The following is a 15723-nucleotide window of genomic DNA, read 5'->3' as shown; positions in this document are numbered from 1 at the left end:
CCGAGCACAAACCGCCTCGTCATGAGGCTTTATAATTGACCCGACTGGCCTACTTTTAAACCGGTGAATGGCCTCTTTTTATTCCGGTGTTTACAAACGGCTTGCCGCCTTGTGGCGGGCGTCACCATTTCTTTCCCAAAAGATCCTTGAGCGCCGCATTGTCGAGCATTGCGTCGGCCAGCATGCGTTTCAGACGACTGTTCTCGTCCTCCAGGGTCCGCAGCCGTTTGGCCCCGGACACCTCCATGCCGCCAAACCGCGCCTTCCACTTGTAGATGCTGGCGTCACTGACCCCGTGCTTCCGGCAGAGCTCCGCGACCGGAACGCCGGCGTGCTCTTTCAGAATGGCGATGATCTGTTCTTCTGAAAACCGGGTGCGCTTCATGTCTGGTCCTCTCAGCAGGGCCAGATCAAACTTCAATCCGGAACAGGCTCCGGGGGCAACGTCATTCCTTCGCTACTTCAGCACTTCAACTCGATGGACGTTGACATTATGTGCGGCTTCTATGAGCCCGACGCCATCCTCGTCAGCGCCAATGGAGAGCCGCAGCGCGGTATTCCTGCAATTCGCGCTGAGCTACTGAAGTACTATAGCGTACAGCTGCCGATGGTTATCATCGCCCGACATGTTTTTGTCGCAGATCGAGCGCAAGCAGACTTTGCTGAGCAGGGAAAAAGCCACATCGTAGTTTTCTGCCTTGCCCCGCGTAAGTTGCTCCCAGTTCAATACCCATCCGATTTGCACGCTGGAGTACGCTATTGCCGCACATGCAGATTGAGGCTCTTCCATCTTTCAGGATCTATCGCTTTCTATAGTGAAAGCCTGAAGCAATAGGAGCCTCGGAATGACTTCGAAATCATCTGGTAAATATCTACGGCGGACAATCCGACGCCATCAACTCCGCGAAATGATCCCTCTCGCCGACAGCACCATATATGAGATGGAGCAGCGTGGCGAGTTCCCCCGTCGGTTCGCGCTCTCGCCGCGTTGTATCGTATGGGACTTGGCCGAGGTCGAGGCTTGGCTCACGGCACGGCGGGCTGCGCCCATCCGGCGTGCCCAACATCCTGACGTTTCCAAGCGTAAATCCCGCCCGGTCAAAGGGCGGGATCCAGTTCCATCAAGGGCATAGCTTGCGGCAAAAGCGTAGGGGCATACTTCCACGGTATCCGCCCACTGCTGCATCATATGCCGACGCTGCACCTCATACTCGGCCTTGTTATAGACACCGCGCGACGAGCGCCCATCCTCGTGCGCCAGGCACTTTTCGATCCAGTCGCTGTTAAAGCCCAGCTCATTTAACAGCGTCGACCCCGTCCGGCGCAGATCATGGACCGTGAATGGCTCCAGTGGCAACCCCTCCTTCTTGGCTCGCTCGACGACGGCGTAGGTGATCCGATTGAAGGTCGCGCGAGACATTGGCGCGTCCGCGTCGTACCGAGACGGCAAAAGATATCGGGAGTTGCCGGAGCAAGTATTGAGCGCGATCATGATGTCTAACGTCTGTCGGCAAAGGTAGACGTTGTGCGGCTTCGACCGCTTCATGCGCTCCTTCGGGATGGTCCAGACGGCGTTGTCGAAATCGATCTCGTCCCACACTGCATCCTGCAACTCGCTCTTCCGGACCATGGTGAGGAGATAGAGCTTCATACCGAGGCGAATCGTTGGCAACGTCGCGACATGCTCGAGCTGCTTGAACATGATGCGGATCTCGGCGGGCGAGAGCGCGCGGTCCTTCGGCGTAAAAGTGGCGATCGACGTCGGGCCGACATCATCGGCAGGGTTGGCGACCTTCTCACCGTGGAGAATGGCGAAGCCGTAGATTTGCTTCAGGATATCCCTCACGTGGATGGCGGTCGCTGGCGCTCCCCGTTCGACGATCTTGCCGCAGTGAGCGCGCAGATCATCGGGAGTGATCTCTGTCAGGAGACGATTCCGCCAGACGGGCATGAGCTCGCGCTCGAAGATAGAGCGACGCATCGCACGCGTGCTGTCGGCCATGGTCGCATTGGTCAGCCATTTCTCGCCGAACTGGCCGAAGCTCTTTGCTTCCTTGATCCGGCGCTTCTCCCGCTGCTTCTCGATGGCGGGAGACCGCCCTTCGGCGATCGCGCGTCGCGCGTCGATGCATAACTCGCGAGCCCTGGCGAGCGATATTCCGTCACGGGCATATCTGCCGAGATAGACGGTCTCCCGCCTGCCGTTCAGCCGATAGTCGAGCCTGAACGAGATGGCGCCCGACGGCGCGACGCGCACATACATGCCGTCACGATCAGACACCTTGTACATTTTCTCTTTTGGTTTCAATCAGTTGAGTTCTGCGTCGGTCAACATTTCGGGCCTCCTTGCGGAAAAGTACCGTCACGCGGTTTTTGGAGGTCAATGACGATTAAAACGATTATATTTCAGTGCGTTAATTCGAAAAAAGTACCGTCATCGGCCTCGTCTGACCTGACGGTACTTTCGTTTTTCCGGTTGATTAATGGGGACGAGGCCCATCAGCGAGGCCGCCTGACATGATCTATGCTCACCGATAGATGCCGATAACTACTGGATATATTATTTTTGTTTTCAGTGCCTTAGATCGTAGCACAGCGTAAAATCGGCGGCGTTCGGATGGGTCTGAATCACTCCCACTCAATCGTCCAAACCAACATTAAGCCGTTGATATCACGTATAATTATGGCCTTGGGGCGCGCAAAAACCGACTACTGGCTAGTCAAAATGTTACGCTTTTGATTTTAAAGGGAAAAAGGGTCGAAAAAAAATTTGTGGGTTTCAAGGACAATCGGCGTCAATCGCCAGTCTCGACCCTGTGAACGCCGTCCCACAGATTGACCCAATCTGTAGCAGAAAACACCGCTGACCACAACGAGCAGCCTGCCTCGGACAAGAGGTCAGTTTGCGTTTATGCCGATTTGCTAACCACAAAGCAGCAAACCAGGGCATCTTCAAACTGGCGCTTGGTTTGAAAATATGCTAAAACACTCACTATGAGTGAGCAAACAATAGGAAAGTTAAAGCAACTGGAACAGGTCCTGCCTGAGGGCCTGCTCGTCGATGCCGCGTGGCTTTCCGCTCAAGGCTACTCAACCTCGCTGCGCACCAAATATGTTGCCTCTGGCTGGCTCGAGCAGCCGGCACGCCGAGTGTATCGGCGCCCTCGCGGACAGCTTGGCTGGCAGCAGGTGGTCGTCTCGCTGCAGACGCTTCTCGGCTATCGTCTCACCGTTGGCGGCCGGACAGCCCTCGAGCTGCAAGGCTATGCCCATTACCTCTCACAGGATCGTTCCGAGATCCATCTTCACGGTCCAGCGAAGCCGCCCAGCTGGCTCACGACGCTCCCACTGAAGGAACGGTTCGTGTATCACAACAGCTCGCCGCTCTTCGGGGCCGACCTGGAGGATGTCAGCTTTCCTTCCCTCGTTTCGGACCGCGCACCTGATGCGCGAGTTGCGGGATCTTTTCAGGACGCCGGATTGCGCGCTCTGCCCTGGGGGCAATGGGATTGGCCGTTGACGGTATCGACGCCCGAACGGGCGGTTCTCGAACTTCTCGATGAGCTGCCCCAGCGTGAGAGCTTCGATCAGGTCGACGTGCTGATGGAAGGTCTGAGCGATCTTGCGCCGAGGCGGCTCCAGAAGCTGCTTGTCCGCTGCCGCAGTGTGAAGGTGAAGCGCCTGTTCTTCTTCTTTGCCGATCGGCATCGCCATGCATGGCTCAAGCAAGTCGACCGGACCGCAATCGAACTGGGTTCGGGCAAGCGCATGCTGGTCAAGGACGGCAGGTACGACCCGACCTACGAGATCACTGTCCCCAAGGAACTGGCCGAGGCGTATTGATGGCATTTGCGGACACTTACCGAAATCAGGTCGCATTACTGATCCGCACACTGCCTTCGGTGGTTGCGGAAGAGTGCTTCGCGATGAAGGGTGGCACGGCGATCAATCTGTTCGTGCGCGACCTGCCGCGCCTCTCGGTCGATATCGATCTTACCTACCTGCCAGTGCAGGACCGCGCGACCTCGCTTGCAACGATCAATGCGGCGATGGCGCGCATCGCTGAGCGCATTACCGAGTCAGTCCGCGGCTCCCGTGTCGCTCCGTCACGCTCGCGCGAGAATGTGATCACTAAGCTCGTCGTCCGTGGCGATGGCGCGCAAATCAAGATTGAGGTGACGCCGGTCCTGCGTGGCTGCGTGTTCGAGCCCGCCATACGGTCGGTCTCCCCCAGCGTGGAAGATGAATTCGGCTTTGCCGAAATGCGGATCGTCTCGTTTCCCGATCTCTACGCCGGCAAGATTGTCGCCGCCCTCGACCGTCAGCATCCACGCGATCTGTTCGACGTGCGTGATCTTCTGGCGAATGAAGGCATCGACGATGCGCTGCGTCGGGCCTTCCTCATCTACCTGATCAGCCACGACCGCCCCATGGCCGAAGTTCTGGCGGTGCGGCGCAAAGATATTGCGGTAGAATTTGACCGAGGTTTCGTCGGCATGACGCGACAACCGGTCGAACTCGAGACCCTGCTTGCGGCGCGTGAAGCACTGATTGCCGACATCGTCGGAGAGATGCCCAATGCGCACCGCCAATTTCTGTTGGCGTTCGAGCGCGGCGAACCCGACTGGCCAGCCCTCAACCTGGAGGCCGGCGCCGAACTGCCGGCCGTGCGATGGCGGCAACAAAACCTCGATGGTTTGAAGGCTGAGAAACGCCAGGCACTGGTGCGGCAGCTTGAAGAGGTTCTGGCAACATAGGGTCGTAGAAGGCCGGAGCCGTCATCATCATCGGCGAGCAAATCAGGTGGCGGCCGAAAGGTTCACGCGCTCCATCAGCGCTTCGGCGCTTTCCTTGCGCTCCGAATAGCGATCGGTGAGATAGGTCGAGACATCCCGTGTGAGCAACGTGAACTTGACCAGCTCCTCCATCACGTCGACCACGCGATCGTAGTAGGAGGACGGTTTCATGCGGCCGGCCTCGTCGAATTGCTGGAACGCCTTGGCGACGGATGACTGGTTGGGGATCGTCACCATGCGCATCCATCGACCAAGCACCCGCATCTGATTGACGGCGTTGAAGCTCTGGGAGCCGCCCGATACTTGCATGACGGCCAGTGTTCGGCCCTGTGTCGGCCGGACGGCCCCGACCGAAAGGGGAATCCAGTCGATCTGGGCCTTCATCACCGCGCTCATCGCGCCGTGCCGCTCGGGACTCGTCCAGACCTGCCCCTCCGACCAGAGCGACAGGTCACGCAGCTCCTGCACTTTCGGGTGAGCGACTTCCGCTCCGTCCGGCAATGGCAGGCCGGTCGGGTCGAAGATGCGTGTTTCGGCGCCAAAGGCATTCAGCAGTAGTTCGGCCTCCTGCGTCAGAAACCGGCTATAGGAGCGCTCGCGAAGCGAGCCATAAAGCAGCAGGATGCGCGGCCGATGCGCCGAAGGCGACGCCCGCAGCCGGTCAATATCGGGAACATCGATGCAACCGGGATCGATATTGGGCAGAGCGTTCAGCATTAGTGGTTCGCCTCCGCGACAGCCACGGTCTTGCTGCCCCGCTCATACCAACCTTTCGAGCGGTTCACGATCCACACGACCGAGAGCATGACCGGCACTTCGATGAGAACGCCGACGACGGTGGCGAGCGCCGCGCCCGAATGGAACCCGAACAGGCTGATGGCAGCGGCGACGGCGAGTTCGAAGAAGTTGGAGGCACCGATAAGGGCCGAAGGGCCGGCGACGCAATGCTGCTCGCCCGTGATCCGATTCAGCAAATAGGCAAGTCCGGAGTTGAAATAGACCTGGATCAGGATCGGCACCGCGAGCAGCCCGATGACCATCGGCTGGGCGATGATCTGTTCGCCCTGAAAGCCGAATAACAGCACCAGTGTCACCAGCAGCGCCGTCAGCGAGGCCGGGCTTAGCCTGGCGAGCAGCCGGTCGAGCGCGGCTTGCCCGCCTGCCGCCAGCAAATAGCGACGCACGATCTGGGCGATAATCACCGGGATCACGATATAAAGCACAACCGATAAAACGAGCGTGCCCCATGGTACGGTGATCGCCGACAGGCCGAGCAGCAGGCCAACGATCGGCGCGAAGGCCACCACCATGATCGCGTCATTGAGCGCGACCTGGGAGAGCGTGAAATGCGGCTCGCCCTTGGTCAGGTGCGACCAGACGAACACCATCGCCGTGCACGGGGCAGCGGCAAGAATGATCAGGCCGGCGATATAGCTGTCGATCTGGCCGGCCGGCAGAAAGGGCCGGAAGAGCCAGCCGATGAACAGCCAGGCCAGCAACGCCATCGAGAAAGGCTTGATCGCCCAGTTGATAAACAGCGTTACGCCAATGCCCCGCCAGTGCCGGCCAACTTCGCCGAGCGTCGTGAAGTCGATCTTCAGCAGCATCGGTATAACCATCAGCCAGATCAGCCCCGCCACCGGCAGATTGACGTTAGCGATTTCGGCTGCGCCAATGGCCTGGAACACGCCCGGCACAAAATGGCCGAGTGCAATGCCAAGGATGATGCAAAGCGCGACCCACAGGGTTAGGTAGCGTTCGAATGTGGACATGGATTTCCCTTATGCGGTCGCTACGCGGTGACCGTGCTCGTCAATGACGCGCTCGCCATCTTCCTTGATGAATTTGTCTTGCTGCGGCGGCAGCAGGTCGAGCACGACTTCAGACGGCCGGCAGAGTTTCACGCCCTTGGGTGTGGCCACGATCGGTCGATTGATGAGGATCGGATGCGCCATCATGGCGTCGAGAAGCTGGTCGTCGGTCAGCGCCGGATCGCCAAGACCGAGCTCCCCATAAGGCGTTCCCTTTTCGCGCAGCAGCGCGCGCACCGATATGCCCATGCGCTGGATGAGCTGGTCCAGCATCACCCTTGAGGGCGGGGTCTTTAGATATTCGATGACATGGGGTTCGACACCGGCATTGCGGATCATCGCCAGCGTGTTGCGTGAGGTACCGCACTCGGGGTTGTGATAGATGACAACGTCCATGGCTGACCTCACGCGGCGCTGTTGCGGGACGAGGACGCCCCATCCGATTGCCCTATCTCCACGAGCTTGGCGCGCAGGGATGCCTTGTCGAGGCTGGCTACGGGGAGCGCGGTAAAAATGGAGATGCGATTCTTGAGGTAGCGAAGGGCCGCAACGAAGGCGGCTTCCTGTTCGATCTCGGAGCCTTCCACCGGGGCGGGATCTTCGATGCCCCAGTGCGCGGTCATTGGCTGGCCCGGCCAGACCGGACAGGCTTCACCGGCCGCGCTGTCGCAGACCGTGAACACGAAATCCATGGTCGGCGCATCAGACGCAGCGAATTCTTCCCAGCTCTTCGAGCGCAAGCCGTCGGCAGGATAGTCAAAGCTTTTCAGCACCTTCAACGCGAGGGGATGGACCTTCCCCTTGGGCTGACTGCCGGCGGAAAAGGCACGAAAGCGACCCGCGCCATCCTTGTTCAGGATGCTTTCTGCCAGGATCGAGCGCGCCGAATTGCCGGTACACAGAAACAGGACCTTGAAAATACGATCGGGTTGGCTTGCATCAGACATGGGCTGTGCCTTTCGTCGGTTCGCAACAAGATGACAACGCGGCCATGGCCGGGTTGCACACTTCCGGGTGCCCCTGACAGCAGTCGCGCATGAGGAATTCGATAAGGCCCGAGAGCACCCCGAGCGCCGCGGTGTAGATAATCGAGCGCCCGGCTCGACGGGATTCAACAAGCCCGGCCTGTTCTAGATGGCTCAGGTGAAAAGACATGCGCGAAGAGGACGCGCCGTCCACTGCTTCGCCGATGGCACCGGCGGACATTCCTTCCGGCCCGGCCGTCACAAGAAGCCGAACGATGCGTAGCCTCGTCTCCTGCGAAAGCGCGGCGCAGGCCGCGAGAGCTCGTTTCTCATCCATAATCATCTCAATAATTCAAGAATCATTGAGATGATTGGTATAGCAAAAGCTCTCAGGGCACCAGTCCCTAGTGTGCATCGCGCGGCATCTGTCCATCGCATGGTGACGGACCGGACTTTGGGCCGCGTTAGGCAGTCGGCGTAGGTGACAGGATTTGTCACCTTCGTATGCGAATTTTATCCTGAAAAGGATAGACGATTCGCGATCGCTCTCCGCGCTCTCGAACAGTCTGCTCTTAGCTGAACGCACGCGATCGGAGAGCTCGATGAATTTCACGCATTACAATCTGGGGCATGTCGAACGGGGCAGTGTCGTCGTGGTGACGCTCAGCGGCAGTGCGGCCAACGTCCGCCTCATGGATGGCTCGAACTTCAACAGCTACAAAGCGGGCCGTCGCCATAGTTATGTCGGAGGCCTCGCGAAGCGCTCTCCCGTGCGCCTACCGGTGCCGCGTTCCGGCACCTGGCATGTTGCCATCGACATGCAGGGGCTTCGCGGATCGGTGCGGTCCGGAGTTCAGGTGGTCCCGGGTGCGGCGCTCACCCCTCTGCCCACAATCAACGAGGCACCGCTGCGCAGTGTCCCCACACTCGTCCGCGACGCCGATGATGATCTCGCGCCGCCGCCCGAGGCACCCGATGGCCGAGTGTTCGACGTTTTCATCTCTCATGCGTCCGAAGACAAGAACGAGGTCGTCCGACCGCTGGCAAATGCACTGCGCGAAGCAGGATTGTCGGTCTGGTATGATGAATTCGAACTGCGAATCGGCGACAGCCTTCGCCGCAAAATCGACCGAGGCCTGGGAAGCAGCCGCTTCGGCGTGGTTGTGCTGTCGCAGGCGTTCTTTGGCAAAGGCTGGCCCGAATACGAGCTCGACGGGCTCGTCACCCGCGCCGTATCGGGGGAACAGATCCTGCTGCCGATCTGGCACAACGTCTCCAAACGCGAAGTGATCGGCTACTCGGCTTCGCTCGCCGATCGACTGGCGCGCAGCACCGCCACCCACACCGTTGAAGAGATTGCCGCGGAAATCGCCGACGTCGTGCGCTTGCCGAACGCAGCGTGACGCCGGAGGCGGCAGGAGAGACCAAATGAGAAGGCAGATTGAGGATGAATGGAACGGTTGGGACGGCGACACCATCGTCCGGCTGACCGACGGTTCGGTGTGGTGTCAGGAGGAATATCACTATGAATATCGCTACGCCTACCGCCCCTCAGTGACCCTGTCCGGCAACGTCATGCATGTCGAGGGCATGAGCCGCGGCATCCGCGTCCGCCGGATCGACTAGGAGAACAACGCCGATGCAGACGCGTATTGCAGGAGCCTGGACGGGCTGGAGCGGCGATACCATTGTCAAGCTCGCCAATGGAACGGTCTGGCGCCAGGATCAGTACTATTATCGCTATCAGTACAAGTACCGGCCGCGTGTGGTGATCGAGGGCCGGTATATGCATGTCGAGGGCATGCCTAAGGCGGTACGCGTGCGCCGCATCGATTAGCAGTCAAAGTATCACTTCCGCGGCGGCGCTCATGACCGCTCATTCAAAAATCTGCCCGCCACCGGTTTGGAACATCTCAACAAGTTGCTGATAATCAGCCCTTTGAATCTGGATGTTCGGGCATATCGAAGGTGGCGTTGAGCAAATTGTTATCCGGCCGAGCGCAGACATACCGCCCCGGCTTTCTTGCGCGTTTGTTTGCTTCCGGAAAATGGAAGCTGACCCTGGACCCGAGACTGTCCGGGCGCATCCGGTTGCGCCAGGAAGGTGATATCGAGCTTGCCTGCCTCGATATTGTGTCGATTTCGGCCAGCAAGGCTCTGCTGTGGCACAGCGTTGAGATCCGCTCTCGCGGCAGAACGGATGCTCTGTCCGGCCTGACTGGTGAAGCAGCCGCGCAATTGGTCACTGACCTTCACGCCTTCATCAATACCCATCTCTTCGGCCTGATTGGCGCCGAAACGGGCCGCTTGCACGATGTCGATGCCCAGCTTCGGAAAATCACCGAAGGCAGCAGGCAGTATCTCGCTCAGGCCGATCTTGGCCGGGCGATTGCCAGCGTGCCAGGCGATGCGGCGGCCGCCCTCGCGCATCCGCTCTTGAATTCACAGTTAATGCCGGCCAAGCTCAAGGCGTCTCTGCCGCCTTCGTTCACCTTCCTGACGGATCCGGGCGTTCGCCAAGCCTATAATGAAGCATTCGTCGCCGCGGAGCTGGAAACATTCGGGCCGTTCTTCGACGATCTCGACGGGCGGTCCCTGTCCGATCAGCAACGCGAAGCCTGCATTCGCCTCGAGGACAACAATTTGCTGGTCGCCTCGGCGGGCTCGGGCAAGTCCGCGACCATGGTCGGCAAGGTTGCTTATGTTCTGGAAAAGCAGCTCTACCGGCCGGAGGAGATCCTGCTTCTGGCTTTCAACAAGAGTGCTGCCGATGAATTGAAGACCCGGATCGCCCGGCAGCTGCAGGTCGAGGAAAGCGAGCTGGCTTGCCGCGTCACGACGTTTCATGCGCTGGGACGCGGCATTATCGAAGAGGTCGAGGGGCGGCCGCCCCAACTGGCCAATTGGGTCGAGCACCCTGCCGGCGAAACCAAGGTCATCGAAGAGATCATTCAAGCCTTGGTCGAGAGCGATCCGGAGTTCGCGCGGATGTGGAGCGATCTGCTGGTGGTGCATCCCAAGGCCGACATTCCGGTCGAGGTCTTCGACACCGAAACCGACTACAATCGCTATGTCTCCGATCGCCTCAGGAAGGGCTCTGCCACGATCGGCTCGCTTGCCGGCACTATCGTCAAGTCCCTGCAGGAGCAGAAGATCGTCAACTGGCTGTGGCTGCATTCGGTTGCCTTCGAATACGAGCGGCAGATCGCAGTCGAAGACGATGATGGTACGGTGCGCCACCTCCATCCCGACTTCTATTATCCGCAGGCTGACACGGTGCATGAGCACTTCGCGCTCAACGCCGATGGGACCTCGCCATTTGCGGACTATGCCGTGCATGCCGAGAGCAAGCGGCAGGCCTATCGCCGCAAAGGCATCGACTTCTTCGAAACGACGTCAGCCCAGGCCAGCAGCGAAACGCTTTTGAGCACGCTCGAAGCCGAGTTGGCGCAGCGCGCCGTGCCATTGGAGCGCAAGGACTATGCCGAGATCACCAAGGCGCTCGAGCCGGTGGTGATCAAGCATTATCACAAGCTCATATCGATCTGCATCAAGCACATTCGCGCCAGCCATTTGACGCTCGACATGCTGCTCGAACGCGCCAAAACCCTGCACGACAAGGAGCGGGCAAAGCTCTATGCCCGGGTCGTCTGGTCGATCGCGCAAGGCTATTCCCGCCGCCTGGAAGAGACCGACCGGATCGATTTCGATTCCATGATCGCCGATGCCGTCAGGCTTGTCGAAACCGGCCGCTATCAGAGCCCCTATTCGCTGATTCTTGTCGACGAGTTCCAGGATATCTCCGAACCGCGCGCCAATCTCATCAAGGCGCTCAAGCAGCAGGTGGCGTTCAGCAAGGTATTCGCCGTCGGCGACGACTGGCAGTCGATCTATCGCTTTGCCGGCTCGGACATCACGATCTTCACGCAGTTCGAGGCCAATTTTGGGGCAAGTTGGCGGGGGCGGCTGGAACAGACTTATCGCTGCAATCAGCTGATTGCCGAGACGGCCGCGAAATTCGTCCAGCGCAATCCGGAGCAAATCGCCAAGGCGGTTCGCTCGACACGGCCTGCCATCGCGCGTTCGATCCGGGTCATTCCCATCGATGATGAGCGCGGCAGACCCGATTTTGCCAAGGCTTGCCATCGCCTGCTCGAACGGCTCGACACGGCTTTGGGCGGTATGGCCGCGCAGTGGCGCAAGGAGCCGAACGCCAAGCTCAAGGTTCTGGTTTTATGGCGATACAATCTGCTCGATCCGTTCGCAGGACGTCCGCCCGCCTTTGCCCATATCGAGGTTTCGGGGATGTCTTTTCACCGGGCCAAGGGGCTCGAGGCCGACTATACGGTTTTGCTCGATGTGAGCGAGGGCGATTATGGCGTGCCAAGCCGCATCGAGGACGATGAACTGCTCAATCTGGTTATTCCGCGCCCTGAGACTTACGCATATGCGGAAGAACGACGGTTGTTCTACGTTGCGCTGACACGCGCCAGCCGGGGCGCATATCTCATCACCAATAGCCGGCAACCGTCGCGCTATATCCGGGAGCTTTGCGAGATCGCGGGCGACGAGATCCGGTTTGAGACGATCGAAGGCGCTGCGCTGCGTCAATGCCCCAAATGCCTGGTCGGGCAGATGGTCGAGAAGCGCAACAGGAAGGGCACGGTGTTCAGCGGGTGCAACCAGTTCCCCGATTGCAGGCATAGTGAAGGAGCTGAGACGCATCCGGCCACCCGCTTGCGACGACGCGCATAAGGCCGGGTCTGCGGTCGTAACGAAGGACAATCCGCCCCAATGACGGCCTCATCCGCCGAGCGGACGCGCGTCGGTTTCCGAAGCACTGGTTGTTCGTCGATATCGCCCCTTCCGCCGCGATCCGACATAGCAGATGAGGTTCGCCATTTTCAGCGCGGCGATGTCGCGGCGCGCGGTTTTGAGGCTGACTTGCCACAAGGCCATGATCTCGCTGGCGCCGCAGCGATCGCCTTCGGCGAGTCTGGCCAGAAACCAGTATTGGCGCTCATTGAGTTCAGCCCGATCAGGGTCATTCATAGGGTCGCGATTAGAGTCATCTTTAGGGTCATTTGGCCGGTGATCGGCAGGTCTCCTGCCCCAGGCAAACTCGCCGACGACATAGGCGCCCCTGGCCGCCGCCAGCGCATAGCGATCGACTGGCCCTGACAGTTTGGCGGCCACCGGTCCCTCGATGATCCCGAGGACGAAAGCGCGAATGACGGGTGAGGACACCACGAGACGCAAGAAAAACACCGTATCGGGACCGTGTTGGCCCGACAGCCAGTGTTTGACGGTGCGCTCGCTGGCATGGGTCTGGCGCATGATCTGCTTGATCGCACGGTGGCTGTCGCCGTGCTCCTTGCGCAGCAGCTCGGCCATGGTTTGCGCATAGATCTGGCGCGTGGCCAGGACACCTTTCCATGGCGGTAATTTCCTGCCCTTTTTCTGCAACATCTTCCGGTCTCTCCGCAGTTAAACTGGTCGAGGTGCGGAAGCGGTGGCGAGGCCACGTGCTGAGGCGGTCGGTTGCCCGGACCGCCTCAGGTAAAGCAGGAAAGGGCAAAGTTTGCCGAGATGGGATCTTAACGACGACGACCGATCCGAGCCGGCACCTCTGGTGCGCGCGGCCGAATATGTCCGCATGTCGACCGATCATCAGAAATATTCGACTGAAAGCCAATCCGACGCGATCCGGCAATATGCTGAAGCGCGCGGGATCGAGATCGTGCGCACCTATGCCGATGCTGGCAAGAGCGGGCTCAAGATCGAGGGCCGCGATGCGCTCAGGCAGTTGATCGAGGATGTTGAGGCCGGCACGGCCGATTTCACATTGGTGCTGGTCTATGATGTCAGCCGCTGGGGCCGGTTCCAGGATGCCGATGAGAGCGCCTACTACGAATATATCTGCCGGCGCGCCGGGATTGCCGTGCAATATTGCGCCGAGCAATTCGACAATGATGGCAGCCCGGTCTCGACCATCGTCAAAGGCGTCAAACGCGCCATGGCCGGCGAATATAGCCGCGAGCTCTCGACCAAGGTGTTTGCCGGGCAAGGCCGGCTGATCGAAAAGGGCTATCGCCAGGGCGGCCCGGCCGGGTTTGGTTTGAGGCGCACGCTGATCGACGAACATGGCGCGATCAAGGGGGTGCTGGTCCGCGGCGAGCACAAGAGCATCCAGACCGACCGGGTGATCCTCACGCCTGGGCCGGACGAAGAGGTCGCGCTGGTGCGCGATGTCTACCGCGCCTTTGTCCATGAGGGGCGAAGCGAAAGCGTGATCGCGGCCGATCTCAATGCGCGGGGCCTTACAACCGATCTTGGCCGGCCCTGGACGCGCGGCACGGTCCATCAGCTGCTGATCAATGAGAAATATGTCGGCGACAATATCTGGAACCGCCGTTCGTTCAAGCTCAAGAAGAAGCGGGTGCGCAATGTGCCCGAGATGTGGATCCGCGCCGATGGCGCGTTCGCGGCGATTGTCGAGCGCGAGTTGTTCGAGGCGGCACGCGCGATCATCGCCGCGCGCTCGTTCCGCTTGAGCGATGAAGAGATGCTCAAGGCCCTGGCCGAGCTGTACCAGCGTCAGGGCATGCTTTCGGGGATCATCATCGACGAATGCGAGGCCATGGCCTCGAGCAGCGCGTACAGTTCACGGTTCGGCAGTCTGCTCAGGGCCTATAGCCTGGTCGGGTTCACTCCGGAGCGGGACTATCGCTATGTCGCGATCAACCGCGAACTGCGCCAGCTTCATCCTGGCATCCTGCGCGAAGTGCTCGACGGTCTGCAGGCAAGCGGCAGCGAAGCGTGGCGGGAGGACGAGAGCGACCGGGTGATCGTCAACGGCGAATTCAGCGTCTCGGTGGTGATCGCGCGCTGTTTCGAGACCCCGACGGGGCTTTTGCGCTGGAAGCTGCGTTTTGATACCTCGCTTGCCCCTGACATTACCGTGGTCGTGCGCATGGACCGCGCCAATCGCGCCCCGTTCGACTACTACCTGTTCCCGCGCCTCGAGAAACTGGCCGACAAGGTCCGGCTGAGCGAAGACAATGCGCTGGCCCTCGACGCCTACCGCTTCGATGACCTCGACCTGCTCTACACCATCGCCGCTCCTATCCCCTTACCGGAGGCTGCCTGATGTCTGCCGTGCGTTCCAGCGGTGTCGAAATGATCCCGATTTCGCGGATCACGGTGCTGAACTCGCGGGCGCGCAACAAGCGCCAGCACCGCGAGATCGTCAACAATATCGAGGCCATCGGACTCAAGCGCCCGATCACCGTGGCGCGTCATAACGGTCCGGGCGGCGCGCGCTACGATCTGGTCTGCGGCGAAGGCCGGCTCGAAGCGTTCCAGATGCTCGGCCAGAGCGAAATCCCGGCCGTGGTGATCGAGGCCAGCGAGAGCCAATGCCTGGTGATGAGCCTGGTTGAAAACATTGCCCGGCGCACGCCGCGTCCGATCGATATCATGCGCGAGATCGGCGCCTTGCGCGCCCGCGGCTTTAACGACACGGCGATCGGCGAAAAGCTCGGCGTCGGCGCGTCCTGGGTCAACATGATCGCTTCGCTGCTTGAGCGCGGCGAGGAACGGTTGGTCGCTGCGGTCGAGACCGGCGTCATCCCGATCACGCTGGCGATGGAGATTTCCAAGGCCGAGAGCGAAGAGGCCCAGACCCTGCTGCTCGACGCCTATGAGACCGGCAAGCTCAGAGGCAAGAAGCTGGCAGCGGCGCGGCGCATTCTCGACATGCGCTTGCGGGCGCAGCGCAAGGGCCTGCCTTCGGGCCGATTGGGGCGCAAGGGCAGCGGGAGGCGGATGACCGCCAACGATCTGATGCAGGTCTATCAGCGCGAGGCGGAAAAGCAGCGGCTCCTGGTCAAGAAGTCCGATTTCACCCAGACCCGGCTCTTGTTCATCGTCGAGGCGCTCAAGGACCTGCTCGGCGATGAGGGGTTCCTCAACCTGCTCAGGGCTGAGGGCCTTGCAACCATGCCGCGCGCGCTGGCGATGCGGATTTCGGGAGAGAGCGATGGCTGAGCGGATCGAGGGTGCGTGTTCCACGGGATGGTGGGCACTGATTCCACCGGATGATGGGCGCGCGTTCCACGCGATCATGGGCAGCATTTCCACGGCATCGTG

The 15723-nt window shown here is 60.2% G+C and carries 15 protein-coding genes and 2 pseudogenes; 9 read left to right on the top strand and 8 right to left on the bottom strand.

The genetic code is table 11. The annotated features are described in order from the left end of the window. Nucleotides 1–95: 95 nt before the first annotated feature. Nucleotides 96–385 (bottom strand): annotated as a pseudogene (locus tag EV666_RS17335) (transposase); the annotation flags it as partial. Nucleotides 386–845: 460 nt separating this feature from the next. Here EV666_RS17335 and EV666_RS18485 point away from each other — a divergent pair. After that, the gene (locus tag EV666_RS18485; RefSeq protein ID WP_132010789.1) at nt 846–1133 is read left to right on the top strand and encodes a helix-turn-helix transcriptional regulator; all 288 of its coding nucleotides are present in this window, start codon (nt 846–848) and stop codon (nt 1131–1133) included. Here EV666_RS18485 and EV666_RS17320 read toward each other — a convergent pair. Continuing rightward, nucleotides 1099–2290: pseudogene (locus EV666_RS17320) on the bottom strand (tyrosine-type recombinase/integrase). The gene EV666_RS18485 and the pseudogene EV666_RS17320 sit on opposite strands and share 35 nt — an antisense overlap. A 704-nt stretch (nt 2291–2994) precedes the next feature. Here EV666_RS17320 and EV666_RS17315 point away from each other — a divergent pair. Together EV666_RS17315 and EV666_RS17310 are read left to right on the top strand one after the other, a co-directional pair. Beyond that, nucleotides 2995–3843 (top strand): type IV toxin-antitoxin system AbiEi family antitoxin domain-containing protein, encoded by an 849-nt coding sequence (locus EV666_RS17315; protein ID WP_047165823.1) that lies wholly within the window; start codon nt 2995–2997, stop codon nt 3841–3843. Beyond that, complete coding sequence (locus EV666_RS17310; RefSeq protein ID WP_047165824.1) at nt 3843–4757, top strand: nucleotidyl transferase AbiEii/AbiGii toxin family protein; 915 nt, start codon at nt 3843–3845, stop codon at nt 4755–4757. Before EV666_RS17315 ends, EV666_RS17310 begins: the two co-directional genes overlap by 1 nt. Before the next feature lie 42 nt (nt 4758–4799). Here the strand turns inward: EV666_RS17310 and arsH are convergent, their stop codons facing one another. From arsH to EV666_RS17285, 5 genes are read right to left on the bottom strand one after another with little or no spacing between them, the layout of a single operon-like run. After that, nucleotides 4800–5513 carry an arsenical resistance protein ArsH gene (arsH, locus tag EV666_RS17305; RefSeq protein WP_047165825.1) on the bottom strand — a complete coding sequence of 238 codons (714 nt, stop codon included), beginning with the start codon at nt 5511–5513 and terminating at the stop codon, nt 4800–4802. Then, a complete protein-coding gene (arsB, locus tag EV666_RS17300) occupies nt 5513–6568 on the bottom strand; it encodes an ACR3 family arsenite efflux transporter (RefSeq protein ID WP_088712229.1) in 1056 nt (351 codons plus the stop codon). The genes arsH and arsB overlap by 1 nt, the downstream gene beginning before the upstream one ends. Before the next feature lie 9 nt (nt 6569–6577). Continuing rightward, nucleotides 6578–7003 (bottom strand): arsenate reductase (glutaredoxin), encoded by a 426-nt coding sequence (gene arsC, locus EV666_RS17295; RefSeq protein ID WP_088712228.1) that lies wholly within the window; start codon nt 7001–7003, stop codon nt 6578–6580. An 8-nt stretch (nt 7004–7011) separates the two neighbouring features. Further along, on the bottom strand, nt 7012–7554 hold the full coding sequence (locus EV666_RS17290; RefSeq protein ID WP_088712227.1) for an arsenate reductase ArsC: 543 nt from the start codon (nt 7552–7554) through the stop codon (nt 7012–7014). Beyond that, nucleotides 7547–7909 carry an ArsR/SmtB family transcription factor gene (locus EV666_RS17285; protein WP_088712226.1) on the bottom strand — a complete coding sequence of 121 codons (363 nt, stop codon included), beginning with the start codon at nt 7907–7909 and terminating at the stop codon, nt 7547–7549. Before EV666_RS17285 ends, EV666_RS17290 begins: the two co-directional genes overlap by 8 nt. Nucleotides 7910–8174: 265 nt before the next feature. Between EV666_RS17285 and EV666_RS17280 the strand changes: the two genes are divergently transcribed. From EV666_RS17280 to EV666_RS17265, 4 genes are all read left to right on the top strand, one after another. Further along, a complete protein-coding gene (locus tag EV666_RS17280) occupies nt 8175–8975 on the top strand; it encodes a DUF1883 domain-containing protein (protein ID WP_088712225.1) in 801 nt (266 codons plus the stop codon). A 25-nt stretch (nt 8976–9000) separates the two neighbouring features. Further along, nucleotides 9001–9198 (top strand): hypothetical protein, encoded by a 198-nt coding sequence (locus EV666_RS17275; protein WP_132010787.1) that lies wholly within the window; start codon nt 9001–9003, stop codon nt 9196–9198. 13 nt (nt 9199–9211) lie between these two features. Then, on the top strand, nt 9212–9409 hold the full coding sequence (locus EV666_RS17270; protein WP_028035883.1) for a hypothetical protein: 198 nt from the start codon (nt 9212–9214) through the stop codon (nt 9407–9409). Between the two features lie 131 nt (nt 9410–9540). Further along, complete coding sequence (locus tag EV666_RS17265) at nt 9541–12327, top strand: UvrD-helicase domain-containing protein (protein ID WP_245514505.1); 2787 nt, start codon at nt 9541–9543, stop codon at nt 12325–12327. 48 nt (nt 12328–12375) lie between these two features. Here EV666_RS17265 and EV666_RS17260 read toward each other — a convergent pair whose 3' ends face one another. Next, on the bottom strand, nt 12376–13041 hold the full coding sequence (locus EV666_RS17260; RefSeq protein ID WP_132010785.1) for a Fic family protein: 666 nt from the start codon (nt 13039–13041) through the stop codon (nt 12376–12378). Between the two features lie 163 nt (nt 13042–13204). Between EV666_RS17260 and EV666_RS17255 the strand changes: the two genes are divergently transcribed. Then, nucleotides 13205–14722: a recombinase family protein gene (locus EV666_RS17255; RefSeq protein WP_280990850.1), complete on the top strand. Its 1518-nt coding sequence runs from the start codon at nt 13205–13207 to the stop codon at nt 14720–14722. Further along, nucleotides 14722–15621 (top strand): plasmid partitioning protein RepB C-terminal domain-containing protein, encoded by a 900-nt coding sequence (locus tag EV666_RS17250; protein WP_132010781.1) that lies wholly within the window; start codon nt 14722–14724, stop codon nt 15619–15621. The genes EV666_RS17255 and EV666_RS17250 overlap by 1 nt, the downstream gene beginning before the upstream one ends. The last annotated feature ends 102 nt before the right edge of the window (nt 15622–15723 follow it).

It is taken from the genome of Camelimonas lactis, assembly GCF_004342915.1.
In the GTDB taxonomy this organism is placed as follows: Bacteria; Pseudomonadota; Alphaproteobacteria; order Rhizobiales; family Beijerinckiaceae; genus Camelimonas; species Camelimonas lactis.
The sequence above is the reverse complement of the archived record's forward strand: the minus strand, read 5'-3'. Positions and strand labels throughout refer to the sequence as shown.

Coding starts and splice junctions, on each gene's coding strand:
- arsC (WP_088712228.1), bottom strand. CDS start 7,003: ATGGACGTTGTCATCTATCACAACCCCGAGTGCGGTACCTCACGCAAC.
- EV666_RS17315 (WP_047165823.1), top strand. CDS start 2,995: ATGAGTGAGCAAACAATAGGAAAGTTAAAGCAACTGGAACAGGTCCTG.
- EV666_RS17270 (WP_028035883.1), top strand. CDS start 9,212: ATGCAGACGCGTATTGCAGGAGCCTGGACGGGCTGGAGCGGCGATACC.
- arsH (WP_047165825.1), bottom strand. CDS start 5,513: ATGCTGAACGCTCTGCCCAATATCGATCCCGGTTGCATCGATGTTCCC.
- EV666_RS18485 (WP_132010789.1), top strand. CDS start 846: ATGACTTCGAAATCATCTGGTAAATATCTACGGCGGACAATCCGACGC.
- arsB (WP_088712229.1), bottom strand. CDS start 6,568: ATGTCCACATTCGAACGCTACCTAACCCTGTGGGTCGCGCTTTGCATC.
- EV666_RS17280 (WP_088712225.1), top strand. CDS start 8,175: ATGAATTTCACGCATTACAATCTGGGGCATGTCGAACGGGGCAGTGTC.
- EV666_RS17260 (WP_132010785.1), bottom strand. CDS start 13,041: ATGTTGCAGAAAAAGGGCAGGAAATTACCGCCATGGAAAGGTGTCCTG.
- EV666_RS17290 (WP_088712227.1), bottom strand. CDS start 7,554: ATGTCTGATGCAAGCCAACCCGATCGTATTTTCAAGGTCCTGTTTCTG.
- EV666_RS17275 (WP_132010787.1), top strand. CDS start 9,001: ATGAGAAGGCAGATTGAGGATGAATGGAACGGTTGGGACGGCGACACC.
- EV666_RS17250 (WP_132010781.1), top strand. CDS start 14,722: ATGTCTGCCGTGCGTTCCAGCGGTGTCGAAATGATCCCGATTTCGCGG.
- EV666_RS17285 (WP_088712226.1), bottom strand. CDS start 7,909: ATGGATGAGAAACGAGCTCTCGCGGCCTGCGCCGCGCTTTCGCAGGAG.
- EV666_RS17310 (WP_047165824.1), top strand. CDS start 3,843: ATGGCATTTGCGGACACTTACCGAAATCAGGTCGCATTACTGATCCGC.